We start from the raw sequence: 15,526 nt of genomic DNA on the forward strand, positions 1-15,526 counted from the left end.
TTCAGCCAAATCTGAGGAGAGAATTATGTCGCGGCAGCAATTGTTGGAAATGACCCGTTCGCTGGTCGAGCATGGCAAGGCGGATACAATGGAACTGGTCGATGACGTGGTTGCGATACCAGCATCGGACTATACGGACGAAGCCCAGTTTGAACGGGAGAAGAATCTGATCTTCAAACGGCTTCCGCTGATGATGGCACCATCCTGTGAACTCCCCGAGCCCGGCTGCTACAAGGCGATGGAAATGGCCGGCATTCCGGTATTGATCACCCGCCAGAAAGACGGCACCGCCCAGGCCTTTCTGAACAGCTGCACCCATCGCGGCAATCCCGTTGCGGAAGGCAGCGGCAAGGCCACACGCTTTACCTGCGGCTATCACGGCTGGACCTTCAAGAATGACGGGGACCTGCTTGCGATCGCATCGCCAAAAGATTTCGGCAAAGTCGACAAGGCGAATTTCTGTCTGCAGAAATTCCCGACGCTGGAACGCGCCGGCCTGATCTGGGTGACGCTCGATCCGGACAGCACGCTGGACATCGAATCCTATCTCTGCGGCTATGACAGCCTGCTTGAACATTTCGGCTTCGACAGCTGGCACCTGTTTGACCAGCGGACCATTCCCGGGCCAAACTGGAAGACCGCCTATGACGGCTATCTCGACTTCTATCATTTGCCGGTTCTGCACAAGGACACGTTCGGCTCCGATTTTTTCAACCGGGCGAATTATTTTGCCTGGGGACCTCATCAACGCCTGTCCTCCCCGTCAAAATTCATCCAGAAAACGGGTAGCGACGAGCAACTGGATCTTACCGAAATCGATGAAAAGGACTGGCCGATCGATGCCTTGTTGCAAGGCGTCTGGACCATCTTCCCGCATATTTCCATTGCCAGCTTCTATGGCGGCGGCGGACGCGGCGCGATGATCTCGCAATTGTTCCCCGGCGAAAAGGTCGGCGAGAGCTACACCACGCAATTTTACGTGATGGAACATGAGCCGACCGACGATGCCGTCCGTCAGGGCGCGCGGGAGCAGTTCGACTTTCTTGAAGTCGTGGTCGCCGAAGAAGATTATAAAACCGGAAAGCGGCAGCATGAAGCCCTGCAGTCCGGCCTGATCGACAAGGTCTGGTTCGGCCGCAACGAAGGCGGCGGACAGGCGTTCCACCAGTGGGTGGAGCGCTTGACCAAGGCCGATGATGCGGAACTCAACCGAATTTTCGCACCACAGTTGCAAGCTGCGGAATAACAGGAATCAGGCGTTGCGATAGTCCCTGACCGGGGGCAACGCCTCTTTCCATTTCGGTTGTTCGGCGCGGAGTTTTTCGAGCATTTTTTCCCAATAGGCTTCGGTTTTGCCCTTGAAGCGGATGTCGAAATCCTCCTGCGTGCGGAACTCCAGCAGTTCGACGCCCTCGTCCCCGATCGTATAGGTATAGGGCGTGCCGGCGGGCAGAAAAAAGCCGTCTCCGGCCGCCATCTCTTCTGTCCCCATCCGGATATCACCGCTGATCAGATAATAGAGGCAATCGCTGTCATGGCTGTGCAACGGCAACGGATATCCGGGCTTGAACCAGACATAATGCAGGGAAAAGCCAAATCCGCTGAACAGGCATTTGAGCACAGCCCCCTCCCCGATTCCCGCTTCGCCAAGCTTCGCCGCTCCGTCCAGAATGACCGGATCGTCGTCGACATAGGTCATGTGCCCCGCCTCATCGAGGCTGGGCGCATCCTTGCCCCTGAAAATCCGCATGACTTTCAATGGTTCGGGCCTGTCTGAAACGGGAGTAGCAGCGTCTGTCATATCTTCCTCGGATACGGATTGGATGATGACTGTAACAGCAGTTATCCCGTCCGGCAAAGCCGGCAAACGGTCGGGAACCGTTCAGGGAACCCGGTATTTGTCGATATAATGATCGAGAACCGCCGGATTGAGGGAATTTTTGAATGCACAGGCCATGCCCTGATTGCCACAGTGCACAACCTCCGCTTCAAGCGCGCCGAGTCCGGGCAAGGTCAGCCAGCACAAGGTGCCCTGATGCGCTGTCTGCAACGCGTCGCAGGTAAATCCGGCCAGCGAAATGGCGGTCACTTCGACCGGAAAGCTGTGGAAGCAGGAAAAACGCATTTTGGCGGGAATCACGATCTCGGGGTGTGGCGGAGACACGTCTTCCCCGTGCCCGATATCATCGAGCATCGCCGGTTGGTTCTGGACTGCCGATACCGATGATCTGCGGACCAATGAATCTGTCATACCTGTTCCCTTAGCGCTGATTTCGCTATGGCGGTGGCTTCCCTGGTCAATGAAGAAACCGCGACTAGAGCTGTTTCGTTCATTCCGGTAAACTACGCGTTCGGCCTTTGGGTTAACAAAAGACTGCAAAAATTTAACCATCTCGCCGATTGCTCCTTTGTGGGCACAATGACACTTGCCGAAATTGGTTCGGGGCGCTAATGGCCACGGACCAGCTGTTTCGCGAGGGTGATACAGCCCGTGCAGGAGTGTAGCTCAGTTGGTAGAGCATCGGTCTCCAAAACCGAGGGCCCACGGTTCGAGTCCGTGCACTCCTGCCATTTTCTCCGTCAATCATCGAAATCTTCATGACCCAGTTTATCTCCGCCATCAGCCTGATCGTTCCCGACTATGATCAGGCAATCGCCTTCTATGTCGGACTGATGGGTTTTGAACTGATCGAGGATACCGAGCTGTCCGAGGACAAGCGCTGGGTACTCGTTGCCCCGCCCGGCAGCACGGAAACCCGCCTGTTATTGGCCAAGGCAAGCAACGAAGCGCAGGAAGAAGTCATCGGCGAGCAAGCTGGCAACCGGGTATTCCTGTTCCTCGAAACCTATGATTTTGATGGTGACATCGCCCTGATGGAGCGGGCCGGGATCGACATTATCGAAGAGCCCCGCGTGGAAAGCTATGGCAAGGTCGTCGTGTTTCGAGATCCGTTTGGCAACAAATGGGATCTGATCGAGCGCCATTAAACCCTATCGCTCGATATCGAGCGCTCCGGCGATCATCCCCCATATCTGATGCGTCAGCTTGGCCGGATCCGGTCGCGGATACATGGCCATGGCGTGCATGATGCCGCTGCGAATCGCACCGGTAATGGCTGCCCCTGCGATGGCCGGATCGATATGGGATCCGATATCACCGCGTTTGATGCCGGAGTTGATATTGCGGATCGCCATCTCGATCATTTCTTCATGGCGGGCAGATTCCACCGCCGCGACCTGGTTGGTCCGGGCCATTTCCCCGAGGATGACCGGCGCCATCGGATCATGGTAGAGAAATTCGACAGTGGCCATCAAACGGCGTTTTTCACGTACGCCCCACTCTATGTCCGGATCGATATACTGGTTCACCACCTGGTTATAGCGATCGTAAAAGCCGTGGATGATCGCCCCGAGCATACCGGACTTGGAGCCGAAATAATGATAGGCGAGCCCGACGGACACACCGGCACGCTTGGCAACCTGCCCCATTTCCAGTTCGCCATCGCCTTCGCGCAGGATCAATTCCGCAGCCGCCAGAATCTTCGCCGCGCGCATAACCTTGCGGTCGGAACGTTCGCTCGTTTTGCCTCGACCGGCCATGGCCGCCTCCCTTGGCAATCCCGTATCCAGACGCTCTACCCAATATTTGAATTGAATTCAATTCAAATATTGGGTAGAGCGGATCACCTGAACCGAATTGCGGAGCCGACCTATGAACCTCGCGAGCAAGATTGAACCATCGACCGCCGACCTCGCCCCCTATTTGCACGGTCGCAGTTTCGAAGACGCCTGGGACCAGTTTCAGGAAGAAGGCTATGTCATCTTCAACGACGTCCTCAGCCCCGAGCAGCTCGATCAACAGCGGGCCGCGTTGAAACCCTGGATCGACGCCGACATCCGCGGCCGCAACAATTTCGAAGGTGACCGGTCCAACCGCATATACGGGATGCTCGACAAGGATCCGGTCTTCGCCGACCTGATTTCCCATCCGCTGCAACTGACCTTTGCCGAAAAGGAACTCGGCCAGAGCTGCCTGCTCTACGCCTGTCTCGCAATCAACCTGCATCCCGGCGAAACCGTCCAGCCCTGGCATTTCGACGACAGCCATTGCGGTCTGGCCCGGCCGCGCGAACCGCTCAGCCTGTCGACCTTCTGGTCGATCAGCGATACCACCGAAACCAACGGCGCCACGGAAATCATCCCCGGCAGCCACAAATGGGGTAATCAGCAGCCCGCCGGCGCCAATCGCGGCTCCGATTTCCAGACCGGAGTCACCGACAAAAAGAGCGACAGCACGGACGACCATCCAGACATGATCAAGGCGGTCATGCCCGCCGGTTCGCTGATGCTGGCAAAAGGCACATTGTGGCATCGCGGCGGCGGCAACCGTTCCGATGCCCGGCGCCTGATCGTCACACCGCAATTTTGCAAGGGCTGGTGCCGCCCGCTGGAGCAGCAATTGCTTGCCGTTTCACCGGAAAAAGTGGCGCGCTTTCCGAAGCGCGTGCAGGAATTGCTGGGCTATAATATCCACCCGCCCTTCATGGGCTATGTCGACGGCATGCACCCGGGCAGGAAATTGTCGGACCGTTCGACCTGAGCGCCCGCTAGGTCCTTACCGCTTGCGGGGAGGATGTTCCGCACATCTCGACTGCTATGCCGTTCGCGCCGAACAAGCTCGGCAATGAAAAAGTACAACATGCCCTCAGGTCACCTGCTTCTGCTGGGAACAGGCGCCATCGGACTCGCACGATACGACGGGGACCCGAAAGCTCGAAATAAAGCCCGCAACCCATGCCGACTTCTCGGGCTTGCGCGAGTCCCCCGGACCAGGCTGACGACCGAAACGGCATCGCTCCGGTAAAATCCGGTTCTTTTTCTTGCGAATCCGGGAATCTGGGTATAAAGGGCTGGTTCTTTCCGAAACCATGCATATATCCGAACACAGTCAAATGACTGACACCCGGAGTTTATGTGGAAACCGGCGAGAAAGTTTAGGGAATCAAGCATGGCGAAAGTCAATCCAGGCGAATTCATGAATCAGGTCAAGGCCGAGACCAACAAGGTCGTCTGGCCGACATGGCCCGAGACCGTCCGTACGGCGATCCTCGTGCTGATCATGACCACCATTTTGGGCCTGTTTTTTCTTGGCGTTGATTCGGTTTTTAACGGGATTGTGGCCTGGCTCCTGAGCCTTGCCTAAACGCCCCACTCAGTTTTTTAGGTTATTCGCATGGCACGCTGGTATATCATTCACGCTTATTCGGGCTTTGAACACAAGGTCAAGGAAGCCATCGAGGCCGACGCCAAGCGTCTCGGCCTGACCGAACTGGTCGAGGATATCGAAGTCCCGACCGAAACCATCACCGAAGTGAAACGCGGCAAGAAGATCCAGTCGGAGCGGAAATTCTTCCCCGGCTATGTTCTGGCCAAGCTGGAAATGACCGATGATGTCTATCACCTGGTCAAGAACCAACCCAAGGTCACCGGCTTCCTCGGCAGCAGCGGCAAGCCGCAGGCGATCAGCGAAGCCGAAGCGGCCCGCATTCTCAACACCAAGGAAGAAGCCGCCAACGCTCCGAAGGAACGGATCACGGTTGCCTACGAAATCGGCGACGAGGTCAAGGTCAAATCCGGCCCGTTCAACAGCTTCAACGGCATTGTCGAGGAACTGGATTTCGACAAGAACAAGGTCAAGGTTTCGGTGTCCATTTTCGGACGCGCAACCCCGGTCGAACTGGACTTTGGCGAAGTCGACCTGATCAGCTAGTTTTGTGTTCCGCGCCAGACGCGGAACCGGTGCGGCAGGGACAAGCATTGCGATTGCCGCGCAAAGCTCCGGATCAAGTCCGGAGCATATAGAATTTGAAACTCCGGTTTCGAATACCACTGTGGGAGGAGGGTTCGCTCTCCGTTTGACCACTTAATTTGCGGGTGCGGCACTTTCGCCAATCCCAAAAGAATGAAAGGACTGCCAAATGGCTAAGAAAATTGATGGTTATATCAATTTGCAAGTACCAGCCGGTATTGCAAACCCATCCCCGCCAATCGGCCCGGCACTGGGTCAGCGCGGCGTTAATATCATGGAATTCTGTAAGGCGTTCAACGCGGCTACGGACAAGCTGGAAAAAGGCACGCCGATCCCGACCAAGATCACGGTCTATGGCGATCGCAGCTTTACCTTTGAAACCAAGACGCCACCGGCCAGCTATCTGATCAAGAAGCTCGCCAAGCTGAAAAAGGGTTCGAGCGAACCTGGCAAGGCTTCCGGCGGATCGATCAAGGCTTCGCAGATCAAGGAAATTGCCGAAACGAAAATGGCCGATCTCAATGCCAACAGCATTGAACAGGCTATGAAAATCATTTCAGGCACCGCGCGCTCGATGGGCGTAGATGTGGTGGAGGGATAAGAACATGGCGAAACTCTCCAAAAAAATGAAGGCGATCAACGAAAAAGTCGATCGCGAAAAGCTCTACGGCATCGACGAAGCGATCAAGACGCTGAAAGATCTGGCATCGTCCTCGAAATTTGACGAGACGCTTGACGTCGCGATCAATCTCGGCGTTGACCCCCGCCATGCTGACCAGATGGTCCGCGGTGTGATCTCGCTTCCTGCCGGCACCGGCAAGGAAACCCGGGTCGCCGTATTTGCCAAGGATGCGAAAGCAGACGAAGCCAAGGAAGCGGGCGCCGACACGGTTGGTGCAGAAGATCTGATGGAAGCCATGCAGGGCGGCGATCTCAACTATGACCGCATCATTGCAACGCCTGACATGATGGGCGTAGTCGGCCGTCTCGGCAAGGTTCTCGGTCCGAAAGGCCTGATGCCGAACCCGAAACTCGGTACGGTGACCCCGAATGTCGCGCAAGCGGTCAAGGACGCCAAGGGCGGCCAGGTCGAATATCGCGTCGAAAAAGCCGGTATCATCCACAATGGCATCGGCAAGGTCAGCTTCTCCGAAGCCGATCTGCGCAAGAATTTCGATGCGCTGGTCAATGCCGTCATCAAGGCCAAGCCAGCCGGCGCCAAGGGCAGATATGTCCGCAAGGTCGGCCTGAGCACGACCATGGGCCCCGGTCTCAAGGTCGATCTCGGCGAGATCGAAGGCGCCTGATTGGCCCCCGTCGCCCCGGCGCAAGCAGGGGATGACATTCTGATTTTCAGAAAAAGGCCGGGCGCGTTCCCGGCCTTTTTTCATGCGCGACAATTTCCGGAAGGACCGACATGACCCACTTGCAGATCAGCGCAGACCTGTCCTACCGCCTCGCCGCGCCCTGCACGATATTGGTCCAGGTCGAGGTCGCAGCGACCGCCGGACAGAAGCCGGTAGATGCGCGCATCGATATCGGTCCGGCAACCGGCAAAACCATCGTCCCCGCCCATGACGGCATCGGCACCCGGCTGTGGACCACACAGCAGGAACAGCTCACCATCTCCTACGCCGCGCAGGTCGCGATCGACCGCGCCAACCCGGATTTTGCTGCCCTGCCCGCCACCGCCCTGCCCGACCTGCCGGGAGAGGCCGTGCCCTATCTGTTCAACTCGCTTTACTGTTCGGTTCACGCCTTCGACCAGCTGGTAGCCACCGAATTTGCCGGACTGAACGGTGGCCCTCTGGTGGCCGCCATGGCCGACTATATCCGCCAGACCATGCGCTACGGATCGGACGCCGACAATGTCCACAATGATGCCGGACAGAGCTTTGCCGCGCGCAAGGGCGTGTGTCGCGACTATGCCCATATCCTGATCAGCATGGCGCGCTCGGCCAATATACCCGCGCGCTTTGCCAGCACCTATGCCCCCGACGTCTCACCGCAGGATTTCCACGCCGTGGCCGAAGTGTTTCTCGATGGCCGCTGGCATCTGGTCGACCCCACCGGGATGGCAAAGCCAAGCGATATGGCGGTCATCGGCATCGGCCGAGACGCCACCGATGTCTCCTTCCTCACCGCCTTCGGTGCGATGAACATGGTTGAGCAGAGAGTCCGCGTGACGCGCGCCTGAAAAATCCAGCAATACAACCGACGCTTTTTCGACAGGACTGCACCCCCGACGCGTTCGCCATCGCCATGGGCCGTATCGACAAGCCAACCGACACGAGAATCTGGAGCCATATCTTTATCGGAGACAAAGCCCATTATGGCGAGGTTGAGCCGGACATATTGCAACAGAACGTTGACAATGTAGAGAATCCCGCTAATGGCTGCTCTACAAATTGCGCTTCCCTCAAAAGAATCGCAATTTCCGTCCGAGACAGCCGGTGAGGGTAATTTGACCCTCTTAATTTCCAGCCTAGACGGGGATCAGTTTTTTCGTGTGGCAACACACGGGCACGCAGCCAGCGTTTTCTCACGCGGCAGAGCGACCAAAACCCCCCTTCGGATTATAATGGTGCGGCAATTTGCCAAACCTTTCGCTCGTCATGCTGAACTTGTTTCAGCATCCCTCCGGGAAGCATCTTGCCGCCGGGGGTCCTGAAACAGGTTCAGGATGACGATAACTAGAATCGGATGTGGGTTTCGGCCCCCATCCACGTGAAGGAGCAAAATATGGATCGTGGTCAAAAGACCGAAGCGGTTGCCGCTCTGAACGCTGTTTTCAAAGAGGCCGGGGTGGTCGTGGTCACACGCAACCTGGGTCTCACCGTGGCTCAGTCTACCGAGCTGCGGACGAAAATGCGGGACGAAGGCGCAAGCTTCAAAGTCTCTAAAAACCGCCTTGCCAAGCTGGCTCTGGAAGGAACCGACTATGCCCCGATAGCAGATATGCTGTCTGGTCCGGTCGCGCTCGCCACATCGGATGATCCGGTGGCCGCTGCAAAAATCGCAGTGGAATTTGCAAAAACCAACGACCGTTTGGAAATCGTTGGCGGCGCAATGGGTGACACCCTTCTCGACGAAGCAGGCGTAAAATCTCTGGCCTCCATGCCATCTCTTGATGAACTGCGCGGAACGATTGTTGGTCTGCTTGTCGCACCACAAACGAAAATCGCCCGGGTTGTCAAAGAACCAGCTGGAGCCCTTGCCCGTGTAGTTGGCGCTTATGCCGCTACCGGTGAATGAATTTAACTTCTCAAATATTTAGAAAATTGGAGCGTATTTAAAATGGCTGATATTGCAAAACTGGTCGAAGAACTTTCGAAACTCACCGTCATGGAAGCGGCTGAACTGTCCAAGGCACTGGAAGAAGAGTGGGGCGTTTCCGCTGCTGCTGCTGTTGCTGTTGCCGGTCCTGCTGCTGCAGGCGGTGGCGAAGCTGCTGAAGAGCAGAGCGAATTTGACGTAATCCTGACCGGCGACGGCGGCAAGAAGATCCAGGTGATCAAGGAAGTCCGTGCGATTACCTCGCTGGGCCTCACCGACGCCAAGGCTCTCGTCGAAGGCGCACCGAAAGCGATCAAGGAAGGCGTTGCCAAAGCTGAAGCTGAAGAAATCAAGGCGAAGATCGAAGCAGCCGGCGGTACCGTCGAACTCAAATAAGCCTGACGGTTTATTACAGAAATTGGGGGTGGTTTCCGGCTTGGAAACCGCCCCTTTTTATTGCAGTCTACATCACCCGATGGCCCATGAGCAGCCTTGCCTGCGCTTGTCTCGGTCTGGCGATCCCCGTCGCCGCTACACAATGAAAATCTGATCGCGAGCCTTTTCCTTTGCATCGGCACCGCGCCGCTATAAAACCCGGCGCATGACCGACAATGATGACCTCGCCGCGCTGGTGCGCACGATTCCCGACTATCCGAAGCCGGGCATCCAGTTCCGTGACGTATCGACCCTGCTGCTCGACGGCCCGGCCTTTCGCCAGACCATCGACCGGATGATCGCGCTGGTCGATCCCGGCAGTTTCGACCTGATCGCCGGCATTGAAGCGCGCGGTTTCATCGTGTCTGCGGCGATGTCCTATGCGCTGGAAAAGGGCAAGGTGATGCTGCGCAAGCCGGGCAAATTACCCGGACGATCGGTCAGCATCGACTATGCACTGGAATACGGTACCGACCGGATCGAAATGCACGACGACGCGATCCGGCCCGGGCAGCGGGTGCTGCTGGTCGACGATCTGCTCGCCACCGGCGGCACCGCGATGGCCGGTGTACAGTTGTTGCGCGGCCAGGGTGCGGTGGTCGAACGGGCCCTGTTCATCGTTGACTTGCCCGATCTCGGCGGGGGCAAGACTCTGGAAGCCGCTGGCGTGAAGCCAACAACGCTGATGGCCTTTGCCGGTGACTGATACACAGCATCACATCGATCGCATAGCGGTCATAACCGGCGTGCAGGTTGAAGCTGATGCCTTTCTGAACGGGCATAGCGCACGCAAGCTAGGCAGCCCCTTTGGCGACTACCGGACGGTCGATCATCCGAGGCTGAACAAGACCCCGGCCAAGCTTGCGATAATATGTTCGGGCATCGGCAAGGTTCATGCAGGCGCTGCCGCCATGTTTTTGCGGCAGCATTTCAAACCGGACTTGTTTCTTGTCATCGGAACTGCAGGACAGGTGAGCGATTTGGACGGTGACTGTTTTTATCTGCACCAAAGCCTGCAGGCCGACTATGGCACGCTGGAACGATTTGGCGATCACGAGGGCTTTACCCATTATGACGCAGGGGCGTGGCCGATTGGTCCGGCCGACTGGTCTCCCTTTGCAGCGCTCGCCCAGCCGCAGGGGTTGGACCTTCCCCAGGCGCGGATCGCAACCGCCGACTGTTTCGTGAAATGCCCCGATCGCTCCGGCTATCTGCGCGACACTCTCAAGGCCGATCTGGTCGATATGGAGACCGCGGCGGTGGCCCAGGTTGCATCGCTGCTCGGGCTTCCCTGGGCCGGGATCAAGGCGGTCACCGACGGCGCCAACAGCGCTAGCAGCGGCGACTTTCACGCCAATCTCGAACGGGCCGCCAACCGCGCCGCCAGTGAGGCGGCGCGGTTCATAGAATTGCTGTAGCCAGACCCGTTCGTCCTGAGCCAGTCCATTCAGCAGCAATTCCGTAAGTCCTGAGCCTGTCGAAGGATCGCCGCAGACGGATCAGCGAAAGCAGAAACGCCTAACTCGCCACCCAATTGCCGTGAAAGCCCGGCGGGATGCGATGGGGCAAGTGGATCACCGCCTGTGGTTCGCCAAGAAAATCATCGGCGTTGAGAATCTGCAGTTCCGTTTTCTCCTGCTCCGCATCGATCACCAGCCCGATCAACCAGCCTTCATCCTCGGCTGAATCCGGCGAGCGGGGCACGAAGACAAATTCACCCGGATGACGGCCCGGCCCGAAATCGCGGACCAGCTTGCTGCCGCTTTCCAGATCATGTTTGAACAATTCGGTTCCCGCCATGTCCAGTTCGTCCTGATGGCCGGCCAGCGCAATATCGTAGATGTAGCGATAGGGCTGCGTCGTTTTCCGCTCGTCATAGCGGGGGAATTCCTGTGGGCGGTCATCGAGAATCGTGCGGTCGACCTTCTTGCTCACCGGGTCGACGGTCCAGCGTTCCAGTCTCGACCATTTGCCGCCGGGACCGAAGGTGGAACGCGCATAGGTGCTCTCGTGCACGACGACGTCGACAATAACCTTGCCCTCTGCGGTCTCGAAGGCATTGGCCGGATGATAGACGTAGCAGGGCTCGTCCAGTTCGCACCATATCGTCTCCATGCCCAGTCCCTCGCGCGGACACAGGCCGACGCGAGCGCCATGCTCCGGGTTCCAGTCATAGGGAAAGGCATAGCCGGCGAGCATCCGCTTCATCGAGAAAGTCGCGGGCAGATCAAAGACCAGCACATGGTTTTCGGTGATCTGGCAGTCGTGGATCGACGGGCCCTGGCGCACCGGGATCGGTTCCTCCCGGCGTACCTTGCCCTGCTTGTCCACCACCACGTGCCAGACCTTGTCCATCACCGGCGCATCGTAACAGACGGCGTGCATCTCGCCCGTCGCCGGATCGAGATGGGGGTGGGCAGAAAATGCATGTTTGAGACTATTATCGAAAGGATTATGCGCAATAGTGTCCAGTTCTGCAGACATTTCGACCGGAAATCCCCCCGCTTCGACAATCGCGAAGGTGCGGCCGTTGACACCGATGATATTGGTATTGGCATTGTCGGTCCGGGGCTTGCGGGTGCCGGGCTTGCGCTTTTCACCGAGCGTATCACTCACCTTGTTCGAGCGGATCCAGCGGTTGCGATACCATTGCGCCTTGCCCTCGGCGATCCGCACGCCATGGGCCATGCCGTCGCCGGTAAACCAGTGGTAGCTGGCCTCTTCGGGTGTATCGACCGGGTTCGGACCAATGCGCAAATAACGACCATCCAGCCCGGCGGGGATTTCGCCTTCCACGGCCAGATCCGCCAGCGTTAATTCTTCGGTCATCGGCCGGTGCACACCGGTCAGATAGGGATGACCGCCTTCCGGCGCGCTCAGCCTTTTGCGGTTGAAGTTCGACACGGCGCCCATGACAGGCGTGACGGCAGCACGGATAGTTTTTTCGATTGCGGAAGCCATGGATATTTCCTTCTCGTTGAAAGCGGATTGGCAAATCGACTCGCTATGTTTATGATGTTAACATGACAAAAAATGATAACAGTGTCAACATTGCATCTTCTGAGGGGCAAACATGCCTCCAAATCTTCCAATGAACGCGGCGTACCATCATGGTGATTTGCGCGCGACAGCGTTGCAAATGGGGATGGAGCGGATCGAGAAACAGGATCATCCCGAGCTTGGCCTGCGCGCCCTTGCCCGCGACCTGGGCGTGTCGGCAACCGCCCTGTACCGCCATTTTCCGAACAAGGACGCGCTGCTCGATGCGCTGGCCCTGGAAGCGCTCGGCCGCCTCGGTTCCCATCAGGCCCGGGCGGCCAGAGACGCCGGTGGTGGCCGGGAAGGTTTCGTTGAGGTCGGGATCACCTATGTCACATGGGCGGTGGAAAATCCTGCCCTGTTCCGGCTCATCTACACCCGCGTCGGCAAGGTGGATTTCGATTGCGACCCGACCGAGATGGGCGAGGCCTTCACGCAGTTGCGCGCGGGAATTGCAGCGGCGATGCCTGATGACATGACCGCCGAGCAACGCAATGTCGCGGCCTTGCACGCCTGGTCGCTGGTCCACGGCCTGGCGATGCTGATCCTTGACGGTCAGGTGGATTATGATCCGGAGATGGTGCGCAAAACCGTGGTCATGACGGATTTCCGTTCACCCTGATCCACTCGCAGCCTGTCCCGATCGGCAGTCCGATCTGCTTAACCTGCCTTTTACCAGCGTCTGCTAGCTTCGCTCGGCGCAGAACAGGCGGGATCCAGAACAAAGATAATGCGGGACTTTTTCACCAGAAGCGACAGAAAGAAGCCGCTGCTCGCCGGCGTGATCCTCGGTCTGATGGGCTTGCTCGCCGCGCTGGAGCTTGCTCTCGCCGATCGCAAATATGGCTTGTTTACGGGCGGATTTGGCCAGTCGCAAGCCGTCGACACGCTGGCGGAGCGCGGCCTCTTCTTGGCCGGCTATCTTGCTTCGATGGCTATGCTGATCGTAACCATCTGGTGGATTCTTGTCCGGATATTCCGCAGCAAAAAATCCTGGCCACCCCTTTTCTTCCTGTCAACGGTCGTCGGTGCCACCTATGTGCTGCTGCTCGCGCTGACCTTCCAGCTGCACCAATATTTCAGCGATACGATGAGCTTTGCCCTGATGGCCAACCTCGGCGGCGGCAGCCTGACCGATGCCTTGCTATTCGCTTCCAACGAGATTGTCCTGGGCGCCGCCGGCCTGCTCCTAGGCCTGTGCGCCTATATTTACATATATCGCTTTCTCTCCCGCAGATTTCCGGTGCACGCAGACCATCTCGAATGGCCCGCTTGCGGTCGCCTCGCCCTGGCGGCATTCCTGCTTACCTTCATCCTAGCCCTTGCAGTGCCCATGGTATCGAGTGATGTGAAAAACGGCCTCAACCGCACCCTCGCCTGGGGCCTGTTCACCACCGCTGCCAACCGGCTTACCGATTTTGACAATGACGGCTACGGCTGGGTCTCCGACATGCCGGACCGTCACCCGTTCAACAGCGCCCGCTATCCGCTGGCAATGGATATTCCCGGCAATGGCCTGGACGAAGACGGCTATGGCGGCGATCTGGCTCTGCTCCCCATGCCACAGCAACCGCCACTCACCAGGATCACCGGCAAACGCCCGCATCTCATCCTGATCGTCATGGAAAGTACGCGCTATGACGTGATCGGCCAGCGTATCAACGGCAAGGCGGTCGCCCCCAATCTCGAAGCCATTGCCAAAGAGGGCAGTCTGGTTTCGCCGGTTTTCAGTCATGTGGGCTTCACCACCGCCTCGCTCAAATCCCTCTTCTCCGGCAGCCTGCAGCCGGCCAGCGGCTCTCCGTCGCTGTTTCGGGAACTGAAGGCCAGCGGCTATGAAATCGCCGTGTTTTCCGGTCAGCCGGAGGGTTTTGGCGATATTGCAGAAACCGTTGGCATGCGCGAAAATGCCGACATATTTGAGGATGGCGAGACGCTGAAACATCTGCGCGCATTCAGCAATGGCGCGCAAGGTTCGATCCTTATAGACGAAAAGCATCTGCTGAATGCCTTCGCGAAAGCATATCGCGACCCCGCAAAATGGGAGCAGCCGCAATTTCTCTACTTCAACTTCCAGTCCCCGCATTTTCCCTATTTCCACAAGGGCATGGCGCTCAACCTGGTGGATCGTCCCTTGCCCCGGTCGGAAATCAATGCCGCCACAAAGGACCAGTTGCAGCAGACGTACTGGAACGCGGTTGCCCATTCTGACGAGCAACTGGGCGAGCTGGTTGCGACATTGAAGCGCGACGGTCTGTGGGATGATAGCGTGGTCGTCATTACCGGTGACCATGGCGAGGATCTGTTCGAAGATGGTTTCCTCGGCCACGGCCACAATATCAACATCCGCCAGAACGGCACTTTTCTTGTTACCAATCGGCCGGGCGTTTCAACCGGCGGCCCGATCGGCCTGAGCGATTATCGTGCGATCATATTGGCACTTCTCAAGGGCGAGAAACCGGCGATCCCGGCAAAGCCGGTGCTGATGACGGTTGGCGATCTCGAAAAGCCGACACAGATCGGAATGGCCGAAGGTGCATCGGATATCACATCGCTGCGGCTCGACACTGGCGAAGCCTGCCTGGTTGAGAAGAAACAATGCGCTCATGCGGACAATTTGTCCGGCGCCTTCAGGCACCGCGTTGACCGCCTGATCCGCATCTGGGGATCGGCAAGATGGCAAAACCGGACCGAACCGGAGCGCGACTGATCGCTAGCGACCCAATATCTCCGCTTCCACCGTGCCCCTCTCCGCCACAGCCTCTTGACCCGAAGCCGCTATCGCCCTATATCCCGCGCTCACCACAGATTTCGAGACAGGGCGTGCAGTCGCGCGGCGCGCCAGAAGAAATGAAATTTGCACGGTTTTCACGACGCTAAAGAGCTGCAGTTTCCCGCCTTGGGAGACATGCGGCTTTTGTCGTCTTGAAGCGCCTCCACATTTTGATTTTCCGCCGGTTTTCCGGC

18 protein-coding genes and 1 tRNA gene are annotated in these 15,526 nt (G+C 57.8%); 15 read left to right on the forward strand and 4 right to left on the reverse strand.

Annotated features, from left to right (window positions below):
- Positions 1–25: 25 nt before the first annotated feature.
- Positions 26–1,246: an aromatic ring-hydroxylating oxygenase subunit alpha gene (locus tag SPHFLASMR4Y_RS09745; protein WP_089133368.1), complete on the forward strand. Its 1,221-nt coding sequence runs from the start codon at positions 26–28 to the stop codon at positions 1,244–1,246.
- 6 nt (positions 1,247–1,252) lie between these two features.
- Here SPHFLASMR4Y_RS09745 and SPHFLASMR4Y_RS09750 read toward each other — a convergent pair whose 3' ends face one another.
- Positions 1,253–1,801: a cupin domain-containing protein gene (locus SPHFLASMR4Y_RS09750; RefSeq protein ID WP_222102922.1), complete on the reverse strand. Its 549-nt coding sequence runs from the start codon at positions 1,799–1,801 to the stop codon at positions 1,253–1,255.
- An 81-nt stretch (positions 1,802–1,882) separates the two neighbouring features.
- Entirely contained in the window at positions 1,883–2,251 is a 369-nt protein-coding gene (locus SPHFLASMR4Y_RS09755) for a pilus assembly protein PilZ (protein ID WP_089133370.1), read from the reverse strand.
- A gap of 244 nt (positions 2,252–2,495) precedes the next feature.
- Between SPHFLASMR4Y_RS09755 and SPHFLASMR4Y_RS09760 the strand changes: the two genes are divergently transcribed.
- Both SPHFLASMR4Y_RS09760 and SPHFLASMR4Y_RS09765 read left to right on the forward strand, forming a co-directional pair.
- Positions 2,496–2,571, forward strand: a tRNA-Trp gene (locus SPHFLASMR4Y_RS09760).
- Between the two features lie 27 nt (positions 2,572–2,598).
- Positions 2,599–2,988: a VOC family protein gene (locus tag SPHFLASMR4Y_RS09765; RefSeq protein WP_089133371.1), complete on the forward strand. Its 390-nt coding sequence runs from the start codon at positions 2,599–2,601 to the stop codon at positions 2,986–2,988.
- Between the two features lie 3 nt (positions 2,989–2,991).
- Here SPHFLASMR4Y_RS09765 and SPHFLASMR4Y_RS09770 read toward each other — a convergent pair whose 3' ends face one another.
- Positions 2,992–3,600: a TetR/AcrR family transcriptional regulator gene (locus SPHFLASMR4Y_RS09770; protein ID WP_089133372.1), complete on the reverse strand. Its 609-nt coding sequence runs from the start codon at positions 3,598–3,600 to the stop codon at positions 2,992–2,994.
- A gap of 112 nt (positions 3,601–3,712) precedes the next feature.
- On the opposite strand from SPHFLASMR4Y_RS09770, the gene SPHFLASMR4Y_RS09775 reads away from it, so the two are divergent.
- The 10 genes from SPHFLASMR4Y_RS09775 to SPHFLASMR4Y_RS09820 all read left to right on the forward strand — a co-directional run bounded on the left by SPHFLASMR4Y_RS09775 (position 3,713) and on the right by SPHFLASMR4Y_RS09820 (position 10,938).
- Positions 3,713–4,600, forward strand: coding sequence for a phytanoyl-CoA dioxygenase family protein (locus tag SPHFLASMR4Y_RS09775; protein WP_089133373.1), 888 nt, complete (start codon positions 3,713–3,715; stop codon positions 4,598–4,600).
- 408 nt (positions 4,601–5,008) lie between these two features.
- Positions 5,009–5,203, forward strand: coding sequence for a preprotein translocase subunit SecE (gene secE / locus SPHFLASMR4Y_RS09780; protein ID WP_067197601.1), 195 nt, complete (start codon positions 5,009–5,011; stop codon positions 5,201–5,203).
- 30 nt (positions 5,204–5,233) lie between these two features.
- The gene (nusG, locus tag SPHFLASMR4Y_RS09785; protein WP_067197598.1) at positions 5,234–5,770 is read left to right on the forward strand and encodes a transcription termination/antitermination protein NusG; all 537 of its coding nucleotides are present in this window, start codon (positions 5,234–5,236) and stop codon (positions 5,768–5,770) included.
- A 208-nt stretch (positions 5,771–5,978) separates the two neighbouring features.
- Positions 5,979–6,410 (forward strand): 50S ribosomal protein L11, encoded by a 432-nt coding sequence (gene rplK, locus SPHFLASMR4Y_RS09790; RefSeq protein WP_089133374.1) that lies wholly within the window; start codon positions 5,979–5,981, stop codon positions 6,408–6,410.
- Between the two features lie 4 nt (positions 6,411–6,414).
- The gene (gene rplA / locus SPHFLASMR4Y_RS09795; protein ID WP_089133375.1) at positions 6,415–7,116 is read left to right on the forward strand and encodes a 50S ribosomal protein L1; all 702 of its coding nucleotides are present in this window, start codon (positions 6,415–6,417) and stop codon (positions 7,114–7,116) included.
- A 110-nt stretch (positions 7,117–7,226) separates the two neighbouring features.
- The gene (locus SPHFLASMR4Y_RS09800; protein WP_089133376.1) at positions 7,227–8,006 is read left to right on the forward strand and encodes a transglutaminase-like domain-containing protein; all 780 of its coding nucleotides are present in this window, start codon (positions 7,227–7,229) and stop codon (positions 8,004–8,006) included.
- A gap of 545 nt (positions 8,007–8,551) precedes the next feature.
- Positions 8,552–9,064 (forward strand): 50S ribosomal protein L10, encoded by a 513-nt coding sequence (rplJ, locus tag SPHFLASMR4Y_RS09805; RefSeq protein ID WP_089133377.1) that lies wholly within the window; start codon positions 8,552–8,554, stop codon positions 9,062–9,064.
- A 42-nt stretch (positions 9,065–9,106) separates the two neighbouring features.
- Positions 9,107–9,481, forward strand: coding sequence for a 50S ribosomal protein L7/L12 (gene rplL, locus SPHFLASMR4Y_RS09810; RefSeq protein WP_089133378.1), 375 nt, complete (start codon positions 9,107–9,109; stop codon positions 9,479–9,481).
- Between the two features lie 205 nt (positions 9,482–9,686).
- Positions 9,687–10,226 carry an adenine phosphoribosyltransferase gene (locus SPHFLASMR4Y_RS09815; RefSeq protein ID WP_089133379.1) on the forward strand — a complete coding sequence of 180 codons (540 nt, stop codon included), beginning with the start codon at positions 9,687–9,689 and terminating at the stop codon, positions 10,224–10,226.
- Complete coding sequence (locus tag SPHFLASMR4Y_RS09820; RefSeq protein ID WP_186265913.1) at positions 10,219–10,938, forward strand: 5'-methylthioadenosine/S-adenosylhomocysteine nucleosidase; 720 nt, start codon at positions 10,219–10,221, stop codon at positions 10,936–10,938. The genes SPHFLASMR4Y_RS09815 and SPHFLASMR4Y_RS09820 overlap by 8 nt, the downstream gene beginning before the upstream one ends.
- Before the next feature lie 100 nt (positions 10,939–11,038).
- Here SPHFLASMR4Y_RS09820 and SPHFLASMR4Y_RS09825 read toward each other — a convergent pair whose 3' ends face one another.
- Complete coding sequence (locus tag SPHFLASMR4Y_RS09825) at positions 11,039–12,481, reverse strand: carotenoid oxygenase family protein (protein WP_089133381.1); 1,443 nt, start codon at positions 12,479–12,481, stop codon at positions 11,039–11,041.
- A gap of 112 nt (positions 12,482–12,593) precedes the next feature.
- On the opposite strand from SPHFLASMR4Y_RS09825, the gene SPHFLASMR4Y_RS17420 reads away from it, so the two are divergent.
- Together SPHFLASMR4Y_RS17420 and SPHFLASMR4Y_RS09835 are read left to right on the forward strand one after the other, a co-directional pair.
- Positions 12,594–13,181: a TetR/AcrR family transcriptional regulator gene (locus SPHFLASMR4Y_RS17420; RefSeq protein ID WP_089133382.1), complete on the forward strand. Its 588-nt coding sequence runs from the start codon at positions 12,594–12,596 to the stop codon at positions 13,179–13,181.
- Between the two features lie 108 nt (positions 13,182–13,289).
- Entirely contained in the window at positions 13,290–15,269 is a 1,980-nt protein-coding gene (locus SPHFLASMR4Y_RS09835; RefSeq protein WP_089133383.1) for a sulfatase-like hydrolase/transferase, read from the forward strand.
- Positions 15,270–15,526 lie beyond the last annotated feature (257 nt).

This window comes from Sphingorhabdus sp. SMR4y (assembly GCF_002218195.1).
Lineage (GTDB): Bacteria > Pseudomonadota > Alphaproteobacteria > Sphingomonadales > Sphingomonadaceae > Parasphingorhabdus.

Excerpts from the sequence above, each read along its gene's own strand:
- SPHFLASMR4Y_RS09745 (WP_089133368.1), top strand. The coding sequence starts at position 26 with ATGTCGCGGCAGCAATTGTTGGAAATGACCCGTTCGCTGGTCGAGCAT.
- SPHFLASMR4Y_RS09750 (WP_222102922.1), bottom strand. The coding sequence starts at position 1,801 with ATGACAGACGCTGCTACTCCCGTTTCAGACAGGCCCGAACCATTGAAA.
- SPHFLASMR4Y_RS09755 (WP_089133370.1), bottom strand. The coding sequence starts at position 2,251 with ATGACAGATTCATTGGTCCGCAGATCATCGGTATCGGCAGTCCAGAAC.
- SPHFLASMR4Y_RS09765 (WP_089133371.1), top strand. The coding sequence starts at position 2,599 with ATGACCCAGTTTATCTCCGCCATCAGCCTGATCGTTCCCGACTATGAT.
- SPHFLASMR4Y_RS09770 (WP_089133372.1), bottom strand. The coding sequence starts at position 3,600 with ATGGCCGGTCGAGGCAAAACGAGCGAACGTTCCGACCGCAAGGTTATG.
- SPHFLASMR4Y_RS09775 (WP_089133373.1), top strand. The coding sequence starts at position 3,713 with ATGAACCTCGCGAGCAAGATTGAACCATCGACCGCCGACCTCGCCCCC.
- secE (WP_067197601.1), top strand. The coding sequence starts at position 5,009 with ATGGCGAAAGTCAATCCAGGCGAATTCATGAATCAGGTCAAGGCCGAG.
- nusG (WP_067197598.1), top strand. The coding sequence starts at position 5,234 with ATGGCACGCTGGTATATCATTCACGCTTATTCGGGCTTTGAACACAAG.
- rplK (WP_089133374.1), top strand. The coding sequence starts at position 5,979 with ATGGCTAAGAAAATTGATGGTTATATCAATTTGCAAGTACCAGCCGGT.
- rplA (WP_089133375.1), top strand. The coding sequence starts at position 6,415 with ATGGCGAAACTCTCCAAAAAAATGAAGGCGATCAACGAAAAAGTCGAT.
- SPHFLASMR4Y_RS09800 (WP_089133376.1), top strand. The coding sequence starts at position 7,227 with ATGACCCACTTGCAGATCAGCGCAGACCTGTCCTACCGCCTCGCCGCG.
- rplJ (WP_089133377.1), top strand. The coding sequence starts at position 8,552 with ATGGATCGTGGTCAAAAGACCGAAGCGGTTGCCGCTCTGAACGCTGTT.
- rplL (WP_089133378.1), top strand. The coding sequence starts at position 9,107 with ATGGCTGATATTGCAAAACTGGTCGAAGAACTTTCGAAACTCACCGTC.
- SPHFLASMR4Y_RS09815 (WP_089133379.1), top strand. The coding sequence starts at position 9,687 with ATGACCGACAATGATGACCTCGCCGCGCTGGTGCGCACGATTCCCGAC.
- SPHFLASMR4Y_RS09825 (WP_089133381.1), bottom strand. The coding sequence starts at position 12,481 with ATGGCTTCCGCAATCGAAAAAACTATCCGTGCTGCCGTCACGCCTGTC.
- SPHFLASMR4Y_RS17420 (WP_089133382.1), top strand. The coding sequence starts at position 12,594 with ATGCCTCCAAATCTTCCAATGAACGCGGCGTACCATCATGGTGATTTG.
- SPHFLASMR4Y_RS09835 (WP_089133383.1), top strand. The coding sequence starts at position 13,290 with ATGCGGGACTTTTTCACCAGAAGCGACAGAAAGAAGCCGCTGCTCGCC.